Source organism: Pseudomonas sp. P1_F7, assembly GCF_056405655.1.
In genome coordinates, this window is sequence record NZ_JBFUBR010000014.1 from 191,227 (window position 1) to 207,664 (window position 16,438).

Annotated in this window: 13 protein-coding genes; 6 read left to right on the top strand and 7 right to left on the bottom strand. The window is 62.6% G+C overall.

Features of this window, described 5'->3' with window-relative positions:
• Positions 1–258 precede the first annotated feature (258 nt).
• From AC1D1M_RS21895 to gshB, 7 genes are all read right to left on the bottom strand, one after another.
• On the bottom strand, positions 259–1,530 hold the full coding sequence (locus AC1D1M_RS21895; protein WP_477777217.1) for a dihydroorotase: 1,272 nt from the start codon (positions 1,528–1,530) through the stop codon (positions 259–261).
• The gene (locus AC1D1M_RS21900; protein WP_007939362.1) at positions 1,527–2,531 is read right to left on the bottom strand and encodes an aspartate carbamoyltransferase catalytic subunit; all 1,005 of its coding nucleotides are present in this window, start codon (positions 2,529–2,531) and stop codon (positions 1,527–1,529) included. Before AC1D1M_RS21900 ends, AC1D1M_RS21895 begins: the two co-directional genes overlap by 4 nt.
• Before the next feature lie 27 nt (positions 2,532–2,558).
• Positions 2,559–3,062, bottom strand: coding sequence for a bifunctional pyr operon transcriptional regulator/uracil phosphoribosyltransferase PyrR (gene pyrR / locus AC1D1M_RS21905; protein ID WP_223456707.1), 504 nt, complete (start codon positions 3,060–3,062; stop codon positions 2,559–2,561).
• A 79-nt stretch (positions 3,063–3,141) separates the two neighbouring features.
• Positions 3,142–3,579, bottom strand: coding sequence for a Holliday junction resolvase RuvX (gene ruvX / locus AC1D1M_RS21910; protein ID WP_477777218.1), 438 nt, complete (start codon positions 3,577–3,579; stop codon positions 3,142–3,144).
• Positions 3,579–4,151 carry a YqgE/AlgH family protein gene (locus tag AC1D1M_RS21915; RefSeq protein ID WP_477777219.1) on the bottom strand — a complete coding sequence of 191 codons (573 nt, stop codon included), beginning with the start codon at positions 4,149–4,151 and terminating at the stop codon, positions 3,579–3,581. Before AC1D1M_RS21915 ends, ruvX begins: the two co-directional genes overlap by 1 nt.
• Positions 4,152–4,288: 137 nt before the next feature.
• A complete protein-coding gene (locus AC1D1M_RS21920; protein WP_477777220.1) occupies positions 4,289–5,188 on the bottom strand; it encodes an energy transducer TonB in 900 nt (299 codons plus the stop codon).
• A gap of 64 nt (positions 5,189–5,252) precedes the next feature.
• Positions 5,253–6,206, bottom strand: a complete 954-nt coding sequence (gshB, locus tag AC1D1M_RS21925; protein WP_057712924.1) for a glutathione synthase — start codon at positions 6,204–6,206, stop codon at positions 5,253–5,255.
• Positions 6,207–6,441: 235 nt separating this feature from the next.
• Between gshB and pilG the strand changes: the two genes are divergently transcribed.
• From pilG to AC1D1M_RS21955, 6 genes are all read left to right on the top strand, one after another.
• On the top strand, positions 6,442–6,846 hold the full coding sequence (gene pilG / locus AC1D1M_RS21930) for a twitching motility response regulator PilG (protein ID WP_429366862.1): 405 nt from the start codon (positions 6,442–6,444) through the stop codon (positions 6,844–6,846).
• 57 nt (positions 6,847–6,903) lie between these two features.
• Entirely contained in the window at positions 6,904–7,269 is a 366-nt protein-coding gene (gene pilH, locus AC1D1M_RS21935) for a twitching motility response regulator PilH (protein ID WP_008068134.1), read from the top strand.
• A gap of 10 nt (positions 7,270–7,279) precedes the next feature.
• Positions 7,280–7,819 (top strand): chemotaxis protein CheW, encoded by a 540-nt coding sequence (locus AC1D1M_RS21940; protein ID WP_477777221.1) that lies wholly within the window; start codon positions 7,280–7,282, stop codon positions 7,817–7,819.
• 156 nt (positions 7,820–7,975) lie between these two features.
• Positions 7,976–10,036, top strand: a complete 2,061-nt coding sequence (locus tag AC1D1M_RS21945; RefSeq protein ID WP_477777222.1) for a methyl-accepting chemotaxis protein — start codon at positions 7,976–7,978, stop codon at positions 10,034–10,036.
• A gap of 37 nt (positions 10,037–10,073) precedes the next feature.
• Positions 10,074–15,980, top strand: a complete 5,907-nt coding sequence (locus AC1D1M_RS21950) for an Hpt domain-containing protein (RefSeq protein WP_477777223.1) — start codon at positions 10,074–10,076, stop codon at positions 15,978–15,980.
• The gene (locus AC1D1M_RS21955) at positions 15,973–16,431 is read left to right on the top strand and encodes a chemotaxis protein CheW (RefSeq protein WP_477777224.1); all 459 of its coding nucleotides are present in this window, start codon (positions 15,973–15,975) and stop codon (positions 16,429–16,431) included. The genes AC1D1M_RS21950 and AC1D1M_RS21955 overlap by 8 nt, the downstream gene beginning before the upstream one ends.
• The last annotated feature ends 7 nt before the right edge of the window (positions 16,432–16,438 follow it).

Sequence of the window (16,438 nt, forward strand, 5' to 3'; positions counted from 1 at the left end):
TGTTCATTGGGTAGGTTTATTCGCCATCGCTTGTAGAGATGTACTTGATGCGGATGTGCTGTTAGGGGAGAGGCAGTGGATGACGGAGGAGGGGGGAGGAGGGCTGTATGACGTCTGGACGTTGAATGACCAGGTGTCGGTGCGTAATGCGCAGAGTCGATAAGCGAAGATCAAAAGATCGCAGCCTGCGGCAGCTCCTACAGGGAANNNATGATGCATTTCCCTGTAGGAGCTGCCGCAGGCTGCGATCTTTTGTTTTTAAGCCTGGTGGCTGATCCGTCCATCCACCAGGGTGTAACGCACCACACCCGGCAGGCTGTGGCCAATGAACGGGCAGTTTTCGCCCTTGGACAACCAGGTTTCACCGGCGACAGTGGAGGCCGCCGGGTCGAACAGTACGATGTCCGCCGCACCACCCACCGCCAGGTTGCCTGCTGGCAGGCGCAAGGCCTCGGCAGGGCCGGCGCTCAGGCGCTTGAGCAGTGTCGGCAAGTCCAGCAAGCCGTCTTCGACCAGGGTCATTGCCAGTGGCAGCAGCAGTTCAACGCTGCTGATGCCCGGCTCGGTCGCGCCGAACGGTGCCAGTTTGGCGTCACGCTCATGGGGTTGGTGATGGCTGGAGATGGCCGAGATCACGCCGGATTTCACCGCTGCGCGCAGACCTTCGCGGTCGGCGCGGGTGCGTAGTGGCGGCTGGACGTGATACAGGCTGCTGAAGCCGATCAGGGCTTCGTCGGTCAGGATCAGCTGGTACAGGGCGACATCCGCGGTCACCTTCAGACCCCGGGCCTGGGCCTGGGCGATCAGCTCCACGCCGCGGGCGCTGGTGAGCTGGCTGAAGTGTGCGCGCACGCCGGTCTGTTCAACCAGCAGCAGATCCCGGGCCAGGGCGACGGTCTCGGCACTTTCCGGAATGCCCGGCAAGCCAAGGAAGCTGGCGGTCGGCCCTTCGTGAGCCAGGCCGCCCTCGGCCAGGTCGTAATCCTGGGAGTTGAAAATCACCGTCAGGTCGAAAGTCGCTGCGTAGTCCAGTGCCCGGCACAGGGTGCGGGTGTTGCGGAAACTCTCCAGGCCGTTGCCGAAGGCCACGCAACCGGCATCGCGCAGTGCCACGAGCTCGGCCAGTTGTTCACCTTCCAGGCCTTTGCTCAGGGCGCCAATCGGGAAGACTTTGGTGTTGCCGGCCTCGCGGGCGCGGTCGAGGATCAGTTCGGCCACCGCCGAGGTGTCCAGCACCGGTTTGGTCTTCGGCGGGCAGCACAGGCTGGTCACGCCGCCAGCCGCCGCCGCGCGGGTTTCGCTGACAATCGAGCCTTTACGGCTGTAACCCGGTTCGCGCAGGGCAACGTTGAGGTCGACCAGGCCGGGAGCGGCCACCAGGCCTTTGGCGTCGATCGTGTCGACGGCGACAAAACCGGCTGGCGCAGCGCCAAGGGCGACGACTTTGCAGGCTTCAATGTGGATATCGGTCACTTGATCCAGGCCACTGGCCGGATCGATCACGCGGGCGCCGAGAATGCTGAGCTTCACTGGGCGTTCTCCTGCTCGAATTGGCGCTGGGCAGTCTGCCCGCTCATGGCCATGGACAGCACGGCCATACGAATGGCGATCCCGTAGGTCACTTGGTTGAGGATCACCGAGTGCGGGCCGTCGGCCACCGCCGACTCGATTTCCACGCCACGGTTGATCGGCCCCGGGTGCATCACGATGGCATCGGGCTTGGCGCCGGCCAGGCGCGCGGTGGTCAGGCCGAACAGGCGGTAGAACTCGCCTTCGCTCGGCAGCAGGCCGCCGGTCATGCGTTCACGCTGCAGGCGCAACATGATCACCACGTCCACGTCCTTCAGGCCTTCGGTCATGTCGGTGTAGACCTTCACGCCGTATTGCTCGATGCCGATCGGCAGCAGGGTTTTCGGCGCGATCACGCGGATGTCCGGGCAACCGAGGGTTTTCAGGGCGAGCATATTCGAGCGCGCAACCCGCGAGTGCAGGATGTCGCCGACGATGGCCACCGAAAGGTTTTCGAAACCGCCCTTGTGCCGACGGATGGTCAGCATGTCGAGCATGCCCTGGGTCGGATGCGCGTGCCGGCCGTCGCCGCCATTGATGATCGCCACTTGCGGGCAGACATGCTCGGCGATGAAGTGCGCGGCACCCGAATCACCGTGGCGCACGACGAACATGTCGGCGGCCATGGCTTCCAGGTTGCGCAGGGTGTCGAGCAGGGTCTCGCCCTTGCTCGCTGACGACGTGGACACGTTGAGGGTGATCACGTCCGCCGAGAGCCGCTGGGCCGCCAGTTCGAAGGTGGTGCGGGTGCGGGTCGAGTTCTCGAAGAACACGTTGCACACGGTCTTGCCGCGCAGCAACGGGACTTTTTTCACGGCCCGGGCGCCGACTTCGAGGAAGGAGTCGGCGGTGTCGAGGATTTCCGTCAACAGCTCGCGGCGCAAACCGTCGAGCGAGAGGAAATGGCGCAGCTGGCCCTGATCATTGAGCTGCAGCGGGCGCTTGGTTTCTAGAGGCGTCATCGCAAGGGGGACTCTCAATAGGGCGAGTTAAAGGGCGAGGTCTTGCAGTTCGAGCGCGAGCTCGGGGCCGGACAGCTTCACCCGTTCGTGGGCCGCCAGCGACAGGGTGGCGCCAACCACGTTCGGGCGGATCGGCAGTTCGCCGGCGTCCAGGTCCAGCAGGCACACCAGCGTCACGCTGGCCGGGCGGCCGTAGTCGAACAGTTCGTTCATGGCGGCGCGGATGGTCCGGCCGCTCATCAGCACGTCGTCGATCAGCACCAGGTGCTGGCCTTCGATCTCGAACGGCAGCGCCGAAGGGCGAACCTGCGGGTGCAGGCCGTTCTGGCTGAAATCGTCGCGGTAGAAGGATACGTCCAGGGTGCCGAGGGGCTCATTGCTGCCCAGTTCCTTGAGCAGGGCCTGGGCCACCCAGACGCCACCGGTACGAATGCCGATGAAACGCGGGTCGCTGATGCCTCGTTTGGCCAGATAAGCGTCAAGTCGGGTTGCCATCTGGCTGACCAGTTCGGCGGGATTGGGCAGGCTCATGGTTGCTCCTTCTTGGGTTCGAGCCAGCTTGTGCGCAAAATGGCTCGGGTTGTAGCTAATGGAGACGCACAGCGGCTCTTCAGGATTCGAACAGTGCGCCATTCTCGTCGAGCCAGCCTTGCAGCAGCAGGGCGGCGGCGATGGCATCGACCGGGTTGTCTCGGTAACTGCCTTTCTGGCCGCCACGAGCCAGGCGTTCGCCCTTGGCCTCGAAGGTGGTCAGGCGTTCATCGTGGGTATAGAAGGGCAGATTGAAGCGGCCGTTCAGGCGCCGGGCGAACTTTTCCGCGCGGGCGCACATGTCACTGGGTGTGCCGTCCATGTTCAACGGCAGGCCGATCACCACGGCATCGGGTTTCCACTCCTTGATGAGGGCTTCGACCTGATTCCAGTCGGGAATGCCGTTCTGCGCTTTCAGGGTGCACAGCTCGCGGGCCTGGCCGGTAATCACCTGGCCGACCGCAACGCCGATCTGTTTGGTGCCGTAGTCAAAACCCAGAATCAGCTTCAGGGCCATCAAGCGTGCCCCGCCTGGCTGGTCAACAGGCTGAGGTTGACGCCCAGGTGCTTGGCGGCCGCTTCCAGGCGCAGTTCGCTGCTGGTGTTGAACAGGATGTCTGCGTCAAACGGGCAGTTCAGCCAGGCGTTCTGTGCCAGTTCGGCCTCCAGTTGCCCGGCTTCCCAACCGGCATAGCCCAGGGCAATCAGGCTTTTCGCCGGGCCGACGCCGTCAGCGATGGCGAACAGTATGTCCTGGGTGGTCGACAGGGATAACTCGTCTTCCAGATCAACGGTTGCCTGGAAACTCAGCCCCTTGGGGTGCAAGACGAAGCCGCGATCGGTCTGCACCGGGCCGCCGATAAAGATCGGCACATGCTGGCAGAGCGCTGGCGGTTCGATATCCGGGCGCAATTGCTCAAGGATATCGGCCAGGTTCAGCTCTTGCGGACGGTTGACCACCAGCCCCATGGCCCCATTGGCCGTGTGCTCGACGATGTAGGTCAAGGTGTGCGCAAAGTTCGGGTCGGCCATGTGCGGCATGGCGATCAGGAATTGATGCTTGAGGTAGCTGGGGCTGACGTTTTTCATGAGCGCTAGTGTGGCGTTCGAGGGGCGAACTGACAAGCTTGAGCGAGCCAAAAGATCGTCCGAACACGGCCCGAGCCTTCGGCAGCTCCTACAGGGGAATGTGTACATCTGTAGGAGCTGCCGAAGGCTGCGATCTTTTAATTACTGGAAAGTCGATCCCCGCGGGCAAATTTCCAGGTGCGGATAATTTCCAGTCGGTCGATATCCGACAAATCCCCGGTAAACGGTGCAAACGGCGCTGCCAGCCGGACGATCCGTTGCGCCGCCTGGTCCAGCAGCGGCTGGCCGGAAGACTCCAGCACCAGTACTTCAAACAGCGAGCCGTCGCGGTTGATCGACACCATCAAGCGCAAGTTGCCGTAGATCTGTTTGCGCCGCGCTTCGTCGGGGTAGTTGAGGTTGCCGATGCGCTCGACTTTCTTGCGCCATTCGTCCTTGTACCAGGCGCCCTTGTCGCGCATGGTCGAGGCGGCGCTCAAGCGGTGAATGCGCGGGCGCTTGGCGTACAGCTGTTGTTCGGCGGCCAGTTCCGCTTCCAGGCTGGCGATGTCGCTGGACAGCTGCTCACTGTCGAAGGTCGGCGCCTGGACCTGGGGCTTGACCTCGGTCTTGGGCTCCTCGGTCTTGGCGGGAGCTTTTTTCGGCTTCGGCGCCACGGTGGTCACGGCAGCCTTTGGCGGGGCTTCCTGCACGTCAGGCTTGGCGGCCGGCGGTGGCGTGACTTTCTGTACCTTGTTGTCCTGGAATGGCGCGACCTCGGTGGTCTTGGGAGTCGCCTTTTTATCCAGGGTGCCGCTGCCTTGCTGATTCTCCTGCGCGAGGAAATCGGCCTTTTCAGGCTTCTTTTCGCTTTTGAAGGTGGCGAGGGTGATTTCCAGGGTTTTGCTGATCTGCTTGGGTTCGACCACTGCAAACCCGACACCCAACAGCAAGGCCAGGTGGATCAGCGCCGCCAGAAACAGGGTAAAACCGAGGCGATCGGCCGGGCGCACGCCACGGTGGGCGAGTTCGGCAGGCAGATCGGACGGGAGGGTCATTGCAAGGAAACCAACATCGCGTTTTCACAGGCCGCGCATGATAACGCAATGTTGGTTTGGCTAATCAACGTGCCTTGAGCTTCTGATCGATGGCATCCATCAACATGCCGCCGATATCGGTGCCAAACGCGTTATCAATCTCGCGAATGCAGGTCGGGCTGGTGACGTTGATCTCGGTCAGGTGCTCACCGATCACGTCCAGGCCCACGAACAACAGGCCTTTTTCACGCAGGGTCGGGCCGACTTGCGCGGCGATCCAGCGGTCTTTGTCGGTCAGCGGGCGGGCTTCGCCACGACCGCCGGCGGCGAGGTTGCCACGGGTTTCGCCCTGGGCCGGAATCCGCGCCAGGCAATAATCCACAGGCTCGCCATCAATCATCAGGATGCGCTTGTCGCCATCGACGATGGCCGGCAAATAGCCCTGGATCATGATTTGCTGCTGGCCATGCAAGGTCAGGGTTTCGAGAATCACCGAGAGGTTCGGGTGGCCGGCGGTGTGGCGGAAAATCGAGGAGCCGCCCATTCCGTCCAGCGGCTTGAGAATCACATCGCCATGGTGGTCGGCGAATTCGCGCAGTACGTCCGGGCGGCGGCTGACGATGGTCGGCGGCGTGCACTGCGGGAACAGTGTAGCGAACAGCTTTTCGTTGCAGTCGCGCAGGCTTTGCGGCTTGTTGACCACCAGCACGCCGGCGCGCTCGGCTTGCTCCAGCAAATAAGTGGAGTAGACGAACTCCATGTCGAACGGCGGATCCTTGCGCATCAGGATCACGTCCAGATCGCTCAGCAACGCATCGCTTTCAGCGCCCAGTTCGAACCACTTTTCCGGGTTGGCGAACACCTGCAGCGGACGCATCCGCGCCCGCGCCTGGCCTTCGCCCTGATACAGGTCGCGCTGTTCCATGTAGAACAGCTCCCAGCCACGCTTCTGCGCGGCCAGCAGCATGGCCAGCGAGCTATCCTTTTTATAGGAAATGCTGGCGATAGGGTCCATGACAATCCCGACGCGAACGCTCATTGGGTTTTCCTCGAAAATTGGCTACCGGATCGGTATGAAAAAAGTGGCGTCAGAGTGGCGCTGAGTGTGTTCCCGGTCAAGGAAAAACCATCGCCCCGGTCGGCCGATAGATTGGTTTTGGAGACTGTGCTAAAAAGGCTGCCATGTCGTGCCGGCCCTTGAGCATCAAGGGTTTCGAGCCGCGTTAACCGGCAATCGGACAATTTGTTTCGCAAAGGCGACGGTAGAGCATTTTATGGAACGGCACCCCAGCGCCTTGAAGGTCATGGTGATCGACGATTCGAAGACGATCCGTCGCACCGCCGAAACGCTGCTCAAGAACGTGGGTTGTGAGGTCATCACGGCCATCGACGGTTTTGATGCACTGGCCAAGATTGCCGACAACCACCCCGGCATCATCTTTGTCGACATCATGATGCCGCGCCTGGATGGCTACCAGACCTGCGCCCTGATCAAGAACAACAGCGCGTTCAAGTCCACGCCGGTGATTATGCTGTCGTCCAAGGACGGGCTGTTCGACAAGGCCAAGGGGCGCATCGTCGGCTCCGACCAGTTTTTGACCAAGCCTTTCAGCAAGGAAGAATTGCTTGATGCGATCCAGGCCCATGTACCTGGTTTCGCCGCCGTTTTGCCGCAGTAGGACACGCACGGTGACGCTCGGCCATCGGGCCCGGTGTCGACAAGAATGGGGAAGACCATGGCACGTATTCTGATCGTCGATGATTCGCCGACCGAAATGTACAAACTGACCGGCATGCTGGAAAAGCACGGTCATGAAGTGTTGAAAGCCGAAAACGGCGCCGACGGCGTGGCCCTGGCCCGCCAGGAAAAACCCGACGCGGTCCTGATGGACATCGTCATGCCCGGCCTCAATGGCTTCCAGGCGACCCGCCAGCTGACCAAAGACCCGGAAACCGGACACATCCCGGTGATCATCATCACCACCAAGGATCAGGAAACCGACAAGGTCTGGGGCACGCGCCAAGGCGCCAAGGACTACCTGACCAAGCCCGTCGACGAAGAGACCCTGATCAAAACCCTGAACAACGTGCTGGCCGGTTGATCGTCAGGCCATGAACGAGTCGCTGACGGCTTTCGAACTGCTGCTGCAAATCGACCAGCGCTGTCGTTTGCTGGCGGCGGACTTGCCGTCCCAGCCACCCCGGCGGGACAGCTGGAGCGGCATCGGTTTTCGCCTGGGCGAGCACTGGTACGTCGCGCCCATGAGCGAAGTCAGCGAAGTCTTGCATGAGCCGCGCTCCACTCAGCTACCGGGGGTCAAACCCTGGGTCAAGGGTGTCGCCAACCTGCGCGGGCGTTTGCTGCCGATCATGGATTTGGGTGGCTTCTTCGGGCACGAGCTTTCGGCGGTACGCCGACAGCGGCGGGTGTTGGTGGTGGAGCATGAAGAGGTGTTTGCCGGGTTGCTGGTCGATGAGGTTTTCGGCCTCCAGCACTTTGCCCAGGATAGCCTGGAGCCGGTGTCGGCAGACGAGTTGAAGGGGCCGATGGCGGCTTTCGTCAAAGGCCGGTTTAAGCGTGAGCAGTGCTGGCAGGTGTTCAGCCCGTTTGCGTTGACGCAGTCTCAGGGCTTCATGAGCGTCGCGGTGTAGTTGGAGTAACAGAGAACCTTGTGGGAGCGAGCTTGCTCGCGATGACGGACTTGCAGCCAGCATTAATGTCGACTGACACACCGCTATCGCGAGCAAGCTCGCTCCCACAGGTTCCTCGGTAAGTCTTGGAAGGTGTGGGTTAACAGGCGAGGACCGATGATAAAAGCAAAAGCAGGCAAGCCAATGGAAGGGTCGCGCAGCCGGTCGCAGATTATCGTGCTGTTCATCGCGCTGATCGTCTTCATCATGCTGCTGTTCGCCAACTTCGCGTACCTCAACACCCAGGCTACCTACGACAAACAGTACATCGGCCACGCCGGCGAACTGCGCGTGCTGTCCCAGCGTATCGCCAAGAACGCCACCGAAGCCGCCGCCGGCAAGGCTGCCGCGTTCAAGTTGCTCAGCGATGCGCGCAACGATTTTGCCCAGCGCTGGGGTTACCTGAAGAAAGGCGACCCGGCCACCGGCCTGCCGCCGGCCCCTGCTACCGTGCGTCCGGAGATGCGCGCGGTGCAGCAGGACTGGGAGCGCCTGCTGAAAAACACCGATGCGATTCTTTCCAGCGAGCAAACCGTACTGTCGCTGCATCAGGTCGCCGCGACTCTGGCCGAAACCGTGCCGCAGTTGCAGGTCGAGTACGAAAAAGTCGTCGAGATTCTCCTGCAACGGGGCGCCCCGGCGGCCCAGGTGGCGATGGCCCAGCGCCAATCGCTGCTGGCCGAGCGGATCCTCGGCGCGGTCAACACGGTGTTGGCCGGCGACGAAAATTCACAGCAGGCCGCCGATGCGTTCGGACGTGACGCGACGCAGTTCGGCAAGGTGCTCAACGGCATGCTCCTGGGGGACCCGGCGCTCAAGGTCAGCCAGGTCGAAGACCGCGACGCCCGTGCGCGACTCGCGGAAATCGCCGAGCTGTTCGAGTTTGTCTCGGGCTCGGTGGACGAGATCCTCGAGACCTCGCCGGAATTGTTCAAGGTCCGCGAGTCGGCCTCGAACATTTTCAGCCTGTCGCAAACCCTGCTCGACGAAGCCTCGCACCTGGCCAACGGTTTCGAGAACCTGGTCGGCGGACGCACCACCGATACCATTGGCGGTTATGTGCTGGGCTTGTTGGCACTGGCTTCGATCATCCTGATCGGCCTGGTGATGGTGCGCGAAACCAATCGTCAGTTGCGCGAAACCGCCGAGAAAAACGAGCGTAACCAGAACGCGATCATGCGCTTGCTCGACGAGATCGAAGACCTGGCCGACGGCGACCTCACGGTGACGGCCTCGGTGACCGAAGACTTTACCGGCACCATCGCCGACTCGATCAATTACTCGGTGGACCAGCTACGCGACCTGGTCGCGACCATCAACCTCACCGCCGGTCAGGTCGCCGCTGCCGTGCAGGAAACCCAGGCCACCGCCATGCACCTGGCCCAGGCCTCGGAGCATCAGGCCCAGCAGATTTCCGAAGCGTCCATGGCGATCAACGACATGGCCGAGTCCATCGACCAGGTGTCGGCTAACGCGGCGGAATCTTCGGCGGTTGCCGAACGTTCGGTGGAAATCGCCAACAAAGGCAACGAGGTGGTGCACAACACCATCCACGGCATGGACAACATTCGCGAACAGATTCAGGACACCGCCAAGCGCATCAAGCGCCTGGGCGAGTCGTCCCAGGAAATCGGAGACATTGTCAGCCTGATCGATGACATTGCCGACCAGACCAACATCCTTGCCCTCAACGCGGCCATCCAGGCGTCCATGGCCGGTGACGCCGGCCGCGGTTTCGCCGTGGTCGCCGATGAAGTGCAGCGCCTGGCCGAGCGCTCATCCGCCGCCACCCGGCAGATCGAAACCCTGGTGCGGGCGATCCAGACCGACACCAACGAAGCGGTCATCTCCATGGAGCAGACGACGACCGAAGTGGTGCGCGGCGCCCGTCTGGCGCAGGATGCCGGTGTGGCCCTGGAAGAAATCGAAGGCGTCTCCAAGACGCTGGCGGCGTTGATCCAGAGCATTTCCAATGCGGCGCAACAGCAGACGTCGTCGGCCGGTCAGATTTCCCTGACGATGAACGTGATCCAGCAGATCACCTCGCAGACGTCGTCGGGCTCCAGCGCCACTGCCGACAGCATCGGCAACCTGGCGAAAATGGCCAGTCAGTTGCGTCGTTCGGTGTCCGGTTTCACCTTGCCGGATGCCAAGGCGCAGGTTGTGGACAAAGCTTGAACCGCCCATGGGTATCTGAATTGTGATTGGAGTGGTTATGGGTGATCGGCACGACTATGTGGCCCTCGAGTGGGTCAAGGGCGAGATTGCCGAAACGCTGAAGCAGGCTCATCACGCGATTGAAAACCTGCTCGATGACCCGCAGGCGACGCAAGCGCTGGATGATTGCCTTTCGTGCATCCATCAGGTCCACGGCAGTTTGCAGATGGTCGAGTTCTACGGCGCGGCGTTGCTCGCCGAAGAAATGGAACAACTGACCATGGCCTTGCAGGGCAACCGTGTCAGCCATCGCGATGAGGCGTTGCACCTGTTGATGCAGGCCCTCGGGCAACTGCCGATCTACCTCGACCGGGTGCAAGGCGCGCGTCGCGACTTGCCACTGGTGGTGTTGCCACTGATCAACGACCTACGCAGCGCCCGTGGCGAAAGCCTGCTGTCGGAAACCAGCCTGTTCAGCCCGCAATTGCCCGAGTTGCCAGCGCTGGACGCACAAACGCTGGCGCAACTGGAACCGGCCGAATTGCCCAGTGTGCTGCGCAAACTGCGGCAGATGCTGCAAATGGCGTTGGTCGGATTCCTGCGTGAACAGGACAACGACACCAACCTCGATTACCTGGCCAAGGTCTTCACCCACCTTGAAGCACTGTGCGCCAATGCACCCCTGAGCCCGTTATGGCAGGTCGCATCGGCGCTGGTCGAAGGCATGCAGGGCGGTGCGATCGCCAACAGCCCGGCCTTGCGCAGCCTGTTCAAGGATGCCGACAAGGAACTCAAGCGCCTGCTTGAACAAGGCATGCCCGGCATCAATCAACCGGCCCCGCCGGAGCTGCTCAAGAGTTTGCTGTTCTACATTGCCAAGGCCGAACATCCCACCGGGCAGATGCTGACCATGAAAGAACGCTACTCACTGGACGACGCGCTGCCCGACAGCGCGATGGTCGATGAAGAACGCGCGCGGCTGGCCGGTCCCGACCGGGACGCCATGCGCTCGGTGCTGGCTGCGCTGTGCGAAGAGCTGGTGCGGGTCAAGGAGCGCCTGGACCTGTTCGTGCGCAGTGACCGCCAGCACACCTCCGATCTCGACAGTCTGCTGGCGCCGCTGCGGCAAATCGCCGACACCCTGGCGGTGCTGGGCTTCGGCCAGCCGCGCAAGGTGATCATCGATCAATTGGCGGTGGTGCTCAGCCTCGCTCAGGGCCAGCGCGAACCCAACGATGCGATCCTCATGGACGTTGCCGGGGCCTTGTTGTACGTCGAAGCGACGCTGGCCGGCATGGTCGGAACCGTTGAGCCGGAGAGCCAGGACGACAACCGCCTGCCGACCACTGACCTGACGCAGATCCATCAGATCGTGATCAAGGAGGCCCGCATCTGTTTGCTGCAGGCCAAGGATATGATCGTCGACTACATCGACGCCGATTGGGATCGCCAGCATTTGCAGGCGCTGCCGGCCTTGCTGACCCAGGTGCGCGGCGCGCTGGCGATGATTCCGTTGAGCCGGGCGGCGAGCCTGGTCGAAACCTGCAACCACTTTATTCGCGAGCACCTGTTGCTCGAGCCGGGTCAACCGGGCTGGCAGGAACTGGACAGCCTGGCCGACGTGATCACCAGCATCGAGTACTACCTCGAGCGCCTCAGCGATGACCCGCAAGCGCAGGGTGAAAACCTGCTCGATGTCGCGGAAAAAAGCCTGGCGAGTCTCGGGTTTTTCCCCAGTGAGCAACATGTGCCAGTGCTGGATGATGTGCTCAACCCGACCGAAGCGCAGGTCATGCAGATGATGCAGGAGCTGGATGATCCGCAGATCGTCCAGACCCTGGCCGATGTGCTCGCCAGCCCGGTTTCGACTCTGAACCCGCCCGCGCTGAACACCCCGGGCAGCCTGCTGCCGCCGCCCGCAGGCGAAGAACCGGTGGACGAGGAACTGCGCGAAGTGTTCCTCGAAGAAACCGACGAAGTCCTGGAGATCCTGCGCGAGTACTTGCCGCGCTGGTCGGAGAACCCTGACAACCGCTCGGCCCTGAGTGAATTGCGCCGCGCCTTCCATACCCTCAAGGGCAGTGGCCGCATGGTGCGCGCCCTGGTGCTGGGCGAGCTGGCCTGGGCCGTGGAAAACCTGCTCAACCGCGTACTGGAAAACAGCGTGGAGCCGGGCGCCACGGTGCAGCAACTGATCAGCGATGTGCTGCATGTGCTGCCGGAGCTGGTGGCCGAATACGCCGCCCATGCCCAGCGTCAGCGCAACGATGTCGATCAGTTGGCCGCCCGCGCCCATGCCCTGGCCAAGGGCGATGAACCGGTGTCCGATGAGGATACGCAAGATGTTGCGGCCCTCGACCCGCTATTGCTGGAGATCTTCCGCAAAGAGGCCGAAACCCATTTGGGCAGCCTCAACCGCTTCCTTGATCAGGCCGCCGAACATGTGCCGTTGCAGGCCAGCGACGAATTGCAGCGCGCCTTGCACACCCTCAAGGGCAGTGCCTCCATGGCCGGCGTGTTGCCGATTGCCGAACTGGCCGCGCCGCTGGATCAACTGGCCCGGGAATACAAGGCGCACCTGATCGCGCTGGATCTGGATGAAGTCGAATTGCTGCTGGAAGCTGAAGGGTTGTTTCGCCTCGGCTTGCGCCAGCTCAAGACAGATCCGCTGGCGGAAATTCCCGGAGCCCGGGGTTTGACCGAGCGCGCCAGGGCGCTGCTGGCCGAGCGCCTGGAAAACCTCCTGAGCACACCGAACACCGGGCTGCGGATCAAGCGCGACCCGCAACTGATCAACAACTTCCTCGCCCAGGGCATGGACATCCTGCTGGACGCCGAAAGCCTGCTGCAGCGTTGGCAGCAACACCCCGGCGAACGCCAGGAACTCAGCGCACTGCTGGACGAATTGACCACCCTCGGCGAAGGCGCCCATCTGGCCGACCTGCACCCTGTGGATGAACTGTGCGAAGCGTTGCTCGATCTGTACGGTGCCGTGGAAGAAAGCAGCCTCGCGGTCAGCGAGCGGTTTTTCCATGAAGCACAGGCTGCCCACGAAGCACTGATCAACATGCTCGACGAACTGGCCGCCGGTCAGGAAGTCAGTCCTCAGCCGCAACGGATCAGGGCCTTGCGCGAACTGCTCGACGAGAGCCTTGACCCGTCGGCCATGGGCCTGATTCGCAGCGATGGCAGTCGCAGCCTGAGCATCCGCGAATTGGGTTCTGCCACCGAGGAACTGGCCCAGGCCACCACGGCCGCGGGGCTGGACGATGAAATCGTCGCGATCTTCCTTGAAGAAGCGGTGGATATCCTCGAAAGCGCCGGTCAGGCCTTGCAGCGCTGGTTGCGCGACTCGGACAACGCCGCGCCGCTGTCGTCCCTGCAACGGGATTTGCACACCCTCAAAGGCGGCGCGCGCATGGCCGAGGTCGGGCCGGTCGGCGATCTGGCCCATGAACTGGAAAGCCTTTACCAGGGCCTGGTGGACCGTCGTTATGCCTTCAGCGATTCACTGGCGCTGCTGCTGCAACAGAGCCATGAGCGACTGGCGATGTACCTTGAACAGTTGCAGCTCAGCCAGCCGCTGGACGATTCCCGTGAGCTGATCGAAGCCATTCGTGCCTACCGTCAAGGGCATGCGGGTATCGCCGAGCCGGCCCGGCAGGTGACCGGCAACGACTCGGTTGCGCACGATCCGGAATTGCTGGAGATCTTCCTCGAGGAAGGTTTCGACATCATCGAAAGCTCCGGGGCGGCGCTGGAGCGCTGGCAGGCCCAGCCTTCGAATCGCCAGGAAGTGGAAACCCTGCTGCGCGACCTGCACACCCTCAAGGGCGGCGCGCGCATGGTGGAAATCGCCGCGATTGGCGATCTGGCCCATGAACTGGAGTTCCTCTACGAAGGCCTGTCCACCGGCGTGTTGCAACCGACGGAGCCGTTGTTCGCGCTGTTGCAGCGCAGCCATGACCGCCTGGCACAGATGCTAGACGCGGCCCGCGCCGGCGAGCAGATGCCGCCGGCGGACCGCTTGATCGATGCGATCAAGAACTTCAGCCACCCGGTCGTGCCTGAAGCCCCCGCACCGGTTGCACCGCCGGCCACGCCCAAGGCCGAGCCGCTGGCGCCGCCGTCCGATGCCGGTGCCGACATGGTCAAGGTCTCGGCGGAACTGCTCGACGATCTGGTCAACCTGGCCGGTGAAACATCGATCTTCCGTGGCCGGATCGAACAGCAGGTCAACGATGCGCACACCGCCCTGAGCGAGATGGAGACCACCATCGAGCGGATGCGCGACCAGTTGCGCCGCCTCGACACCGAAACCCAGGGGCGGATCCTCAGCCGCCAGCAAGTCGACGCCGAACGCCTGGGTTACGAGGAATTCGATCCGCTGGAAATGGACCGCCACTCACAGTTGCAGCAATTGTCCCGGGCACTGTTCGAATCGGCCTCTGACTTGCTCGATCTCAAGGAAACCCTCGAACGACGCAATCAGGACACGGAAAACCTGCTGCAACAGCAGGGCCGCATCAACACTGAATTGCAGGAAGGCCTGATGCGCACGCGCATGGTGCCGTTCGAACGCATGCTCCCGCGTTTGCAGCGCATCGTCCGGCAGGTGTCCAGCGAACTGGGCAAGGACGTGGATTTCATCGTCGACAACGCCGAAGGCGAGATGGATCGCAACGTTCTCGAGCGCATGGCCGCGCCGCTGGAGCACATGCTGCGCAACGCCGTCGACCATGGCCTGGAGTCCGTCGACGTGCGGCTGGCGGCGGGGAAACCGGCCAAGGGCAAGATCACCCTCGATCTGCTGCGCGAAGGCGGCGACATCATTTTCGACATTCGTGACGACGGCGCCGGTGTGCCGCTGGACGCGGTGCGGCGCAAGGCGATCAAGCGCGGCCTGCTCGCCCCGGACAGCGTCATCAGTGATCACGACGTGTTGCAGTTCATCCTGCAACCGGGGTTTTCCACCGCCGAAAAAATCACCCAGATCTCCGGGCGCGGCGTCGGCATGGACGTGGTACACGAAGAGGTACGGCAGCTGGGCGGCACTATGAGCATCGACTCGGTGCCCGGGCAGGGCGTGCATTTCCGCATTCGCCTGCCGTTTACCGTATCGGTCAACCGGGCGTTGATGGTGCAGTGCGGTGAGGACCAATACGCAATCCCGCTCAATACCATCGACGGTATCGTGCGGGTCCTGCCCAATGAACTCGAAGGGTATTTCCGTTTCGATTCGCCGACCTACGAATACGCCGGACAACGTTACGAGTTGTGCTACCTGGGTGAGCTGCTGAAAACCAGTCCGCGCCCGAAGCTGTTAGGCCAGAGCCTGCCATTGCCGGTGTTGCTGGTGCAGTGCAACGAACGGCACATCGCGGTGCTGGTGGACGCCATGGCCGGCACTCGCGAAATCGTGGTCAAGAGCCTGGGGCCGCAGTTTGCGGCGGTGCAAGGGGTGTCCGGGGCGACGATTCTCGGCGATGGCCGGGTGGTGCTGATTCTGGATTTGCTGGCGCCGATCCGCGCCATGCAGGCCCGTGTACCCCAGCGTCCGGCGGGGCAAGAGATCGAGGCCGAACCGCAGCGGCCGCTGCTGGTGATGGTGGTCGACGACTCGGTCACCGTGCGCAAGGTCACCAGCCGCTTGCTCGAACGCCACGGCATGAACGTGCTGACCGCCAAGGACGGGGTCGATGCCATGCTGCTGCTGGAGGAGCACATGCCCGACCTGATGCTGCTGGACATCGAGATGCCGCGCATGGATGGCTTCGAAGTCGCGACCCAGGTGCGCAACGACGAACGCCTGCAACACCTGCCGATCATCATGATCACCTCCCGCACCGGGCAGAAACACCGCGACCGCGCCATGGCCATCGGCGTCAACGACTACCTGGGCAAGCCGTACCAGGAATCGGTGCTGCTCGAAAGCATCGCCTTGTGGAGCAAGACCCATGCTTGAGCATCGCACCAGCAACCTCACCGGCCTGCTGCTGCCGTTGGCCGACCGCAACCTGATCCTGCCCAACGTCGCCGTTGCCGAGCTGATCGATTACCAGCAGCCGGGGACCTTCGACCTCGACACACCGCCGTGGTACCTGGGCCTGGTGACGTGGCGCGACCGGCAGATTCCGCTGCTGAGTTTCGAGTCGGCATGCGCGCAGAAAATCGTCATCGGCGAACGCGCGCGGATCGTCATTCTTAACGCCCTCGGCGGGCGTCCCGAGCTGAAATTCATCGCGCTGTTGGTGCAGGGGATTCCGCGCTCCTGCAAGCTCGATAGCCAGTTGAGTTACGTGGATGTGCCGTTGTGTTCGCTGGAGCAGGCGGCGGTGCAGGTGGGCGAGCAGGTGGCCAAGGTGCCGGATTTGTTGGCGCTGGAGACGTTGTTGGTGGATGCGGGGCTCGCCTGAAGGGCCC